This window comes from Bradyrhizobium sp. LeoA1Lang (genome assembly GCF_055413685.1).
On the sequence record NZ_JBVAPG010000317.1, the window covers coordinates 1 to 4,127 of the forward strand.

3 protein-coding genes are annotated in these 4,127 nt (G+C 58.1%); 2 read left to right on the top strand and 1 reads right to left on the bottom strand.

The features are described from left to right. Window positions 1–316: 316 nt before the first annotated feature. On the bottom strand, window positions 317–904 hold the full coding sequence (locus tag ACZYOF_RS42565) for a tyrosine-type recombinase/integrase (protein ID WP_463719478.1): 588 nt from the start codon (window positions 902–904) through the stop codon (window positions 317–319). 369 nt (window positions 905–1,273) lie between these two features. On the opposite strand from ACZYOF_RS42565, the gene ACZYOF_RS42570 reads away from it, so the two are divergent. Further along, on the top strand, window positions 1,274–2,134 hold the full coding sequence (locus ACZYOF_RS42570) for a L,D-transpeptidase (RefSeq protein ID WP_282532778.1): 861 nt from the start codon (window positions 1,274–1,276) through the stop codon (window positions 2,132–2,134). Window positions 2,135–2,548: 414 nt separating this feature from the next. Continuing rightward, entirely contained in the window at window positions 2,549–3,880 is a 1,332-nt protein-coding gene (locus ACZYOF_RS42575) for a DUF2235 domain-containing protein (protein WP_282532767.1), read from the top strand. The last annotated feature ends 247 nt before the right edge of the window (window positions 3,881–4,127 follow it).

A 4,127-nucleotide genomic window follows, 5' to 3' on the forward strand; every position in this document is an offset into this window, starting at 1 on the left:
CCGGCGCCGAGGCCTCGTTCATCACCGGCACGTTCCTCGATGTCACTGGCGGCAAGTGAGTAACGGGAATTGGCGCCGGGATCTTTCCTCGACGCACCATCAAGTGGCAAACGATGCGACTTGGAGGCCGCGCCTTTCGAGAAGACTTGCTCGCGCATGCAGCAGATATGAACAATGAATTGCTGCCCTCGGAAAGATCCATGTCAGCTTCTGGCCCCGCAGCCGCCCGGAAAGGGCGGGCAGAGCGCGTCCGCTCTGCCCAGCCAGTTCAGACATCGACCTGTTCTGCTATTGCAAGTGCGTCATCGACCTCTATTCAGAGATAGCGGACCGTACTCTCGATTTTTGTATGCCCCAGCAGAAGCTGCACGGCTCGCAAATTACCGGTGCGGCGATAGATGAGCGTCGCCTTGGTTCGACGAAGGGAATGCGTGCCGAACAGATGAGGATCCAATCCTATACCGGCCAGCCAGTCAGATAGCAGGCGCGCATACTGCCGTGTTGTCAGGTTGCAGTCCGGCCCTCTGCGGCCGGTGAACAGACGATCTCCTGGCTTCTTGCCCGTTGCCCGCAGATAGTCATCGATGGCCTGCCGTGTCGTCTCAGTAAGTTCGAATTTTATGGGACGGCCCGTCTTCTTCTGGCGGACGCTCGCTCTATCGGATGCATAGCCGCTTGGTGCAAGGTCATCGACTTTTAAGGCGACTACGTCGCAACCACGGAGCTTGCTGTCGATGGCTATGTTGAACAGCGCCAGATCGCGAGTCCGACCCTCGACTAGGAGCTTCGTTCGAATGGACCAGACGTGCTTGGGGCGGAGTGGCGACTTCGCGCCAACGATCTTGCCCTTATTCCATGATACGCGGTTGGCGACATTCTCGTTGGAGCTTAGGACATCGGTCATGGTGACCTCCTCAGTTGGTGAGGTCGGTCATTTTCGCGCGAGCAACCGTCTCAACGTATGTCGGCTTGTCGACAATTGGAGGCGAACTTTGGTCCATTCGGGTGGTGGGAGGGCTGAAAATGACCCGAAGCCCGTTAATGAAAGAGCGGGGCGCTGTCCGCTCCGCCGGTCGATTCAGACCTCGACGCGTTCCGCGAAGTCGCGTCGTCCACGTCGCTACCTTAATATCAGGCGGTACGCCCAATTTTCATGTTGCCGAACAAGAGTTCGGCATTAAGCGCCGCCAACGGTTGCGGTCTGAGCGATCGCTTCGAAGTTTCTTAAATTTTGCTGGGTACCTGTTCCGGGCATCGTGACCGGAGGAAAGATATGAATAAGCGGGCCAAACGTGGAAAGGCAGAAGCGCTCGCACTGCCAAGGGCCGCGAGAGTTGCAGTTGGCGCCGTGGCCGTCGCCGCATTGGGATACAGCTTGCTGTCTCGCCCGACGAGCGTGCAACCGATACGGAAGCCGTCCGCACCCCAAGCCCTGGCATCGTCAACTCTGGTTTACGTGGCAACTCCAAATTATGCCTCAGCGCCAGCTCCCGCTCCGATTTCGGCTCCGGCGCCTCTGGTCGAACCACCAAAAGCTGCTGACGGTCCCGGAGCATTTGTTCGGCAGGTGGTTGATTACACCAGCCACCAGACGCCGGGCACCGTGATCATCGATACCAAGAACACATTCCTGTATTTCGTTCTGAGCGACACGCAAGCGTTGCGCTACGGCATCGGTGTTGGCCGCGAAGGTTTCACATGGTCCGGCGAGCAAACTGTGGCCCGTAAAACAGAATGGCCGGATTGGCGTCCGCCTGCAGAGATGCTTGTGCGTCAGCCTTATCTGCCGCGGTTTATGGCAGGGGGTCCCGGCAACCCGCTCGGCGCTCGGGCGATGTATCTGGGCGAGACCGAATATAGAATTCACGGCACAAACAAGCCCGAGACGATCGGGAAGCGGGTTTCGTCCGGCTGTATCCGGCTAACCAATGAGGACGTCGTGGACCTTTATGAGCGGGTGAAAGTCGGAGCGAAAGTAATCGTGCTCCCGGCAACCGCTGCCCGTCGACCATCCCAGGGAGCGTCGCCCGACGCCGCGTTCCGATCGCCGGACCCGGCATCGCCGTCGAACCGGCCCTCGGCAACCAACGCGCAGATTTTGTCATCTGGACCGAAGATCGCTGAGGCCCAATAAGTCAGTCCTCCGCCCTCGGTCTGCAACTGATGACAAGGAGGTAATTCAAGTCCTCGCGTCGAAGTCGGCTTCAAGCCCATCGCTGCCGTTGACGCGGTATAGCTAGAAGTCCGTTCACAGGGACAGACCGGAAGTCTGCGACCGAGAGGCAACAGAGGTTATTGACCCGAAGCTGACGTAATCGAGGAGGCGCCTTGGAGGTCAGCCTTAAATGGTGCTCAGCGGATCCCTGGGCCAGAAAATCCGGTACGCGGCCTTGAACTCGCTAAATCCTGATAGCTAACCGGTAGAAAAACTCGTCAAAGTATGAGGGGGGAAATGTGAACGCGCGACGTGCGCCGAATCAGCGAAACGGATTATTCTCGGTAAGATTGCCGATCCTCTCGGATTTCGCCGACCAGCGGGAACGCCACTATGAAGTTCTGGAAGTGGAGAATTTGGCAGTGGCGAGTTTGGCGCTGGATTGAGCGCGGTCTACACACAATCGCCTTCGTGTTCACCGTCGGCATCATCGCTTGGATCGTGGCGTTTGTCGGTCGCCCCGCGGAGAAAAGCGGCAGCCAGCCAAACTTTGCAGGCGGGGAGCAGCAGCAAAAACGGCTCGCGATATTCCTCGACGGCACATGGAACAGTGTCGATAGCAATACGAATGTTTGGCGCATGCGGGCGCTCACTGGCACGAAAAGCGCCGACGGCAGGCCTCAACTTGTCTACTACTCAATCGGCGTAAACGGGTTCATGGGGGGCGTCTTCGGCAAGGGGCTCGATGAAAACATCCGCCTCGCTTACGAGTGGCTCATCGAAAATTACAACGAAGGCGATGAAATCTTCATTTTTGGGTTTAGTCGCGGCGCGTTTACGGCGAGAAGCCTCGCTGGTTTGGTCGCGCTTGAAGGCATCCTGAAAGCAGGCTCGCCTATCGGCATCGCCGAACTTTTCAGTCGCTATCAGAAGGGAAACGAAGAAAGCATCTGGACGTTGAAGGACAAGGAAGCGGCCGGCGACGCAAACAAGCTGACAGACCAAGAAAGATGGTTGCTCAAGTACTCCCAACCCACGAAGGTGAAGGTCGTCGGCGTGTGGGATACCGTCGGTTCGGTCGGCTTGGCGGCCGGGGATATTCCAGGAATCAGCCGGTCCAAATTTGATTATTACCAGACAGGTTTATTCCTTCCAATCCAGAATGGCTATCACGCGCTTGCCATCGACGAGCACCGTCGTGACTTTGCTCCCACCCTTTGGACCGTCCGCCATCGCAAGGAATCGGGCATAGCCGGCCCGCCGCCGCGCGCGCTTTCCAACGTTGAGCAGCGTTGGTTCGTCGGCGCCCATGCTAACGTCGGCGGAGGCTATGAGACCGACCTCCTTGCCCAAGCTCCGCTGCACTGGATGATGGCGAAGGCGCAAGCACACGGACTTTCGTTCCGTTCGGAAGTCATTTTCGACGGAGACGCCGTGAAAGCGCGCATTATTGACTCGTACCACTCATTCGTAGAGGGAGCGTATTCCATCGTTTCCTCGCCCCTGAATCGGGTCATCGGCGCAGAGCCGGATGTCCAATCGAACGGAACGCATACCACGGTCAACGAGACGATCGATGCAAGCGTTTTCCAACGGTGGCAGGCCGATCCAACTTATCGCCCACCAAGCCTTGTCGAATGGGCGAAGCGCAAGAATGTCGATCCAGTCCGATTGCAAACGTCAATACGTGCTGACGATCCTCGCGTGACTGTGCTCAACCAATAGGGGATCGGGCGAGACGTTAGGTCTGCTTCTGGCCCAAATGGGAAGTCCGCGCGGGTTCAGAAATGGTCTGCTTATCGGGGTAGACCGGAAGTGACTGATCGCCCTTCCAAGCGGAACTTATGACCCAAGGCGGAAATATGCGCTGGTTGGTCTGAAGCTGGGAGGCCGTTACGCGCACCTGGCCGGCGCGTGCAATCGATCATCTGGCGCGGTCCCGAGCGCCCGCGCGGGCGCACGGTCACGAACG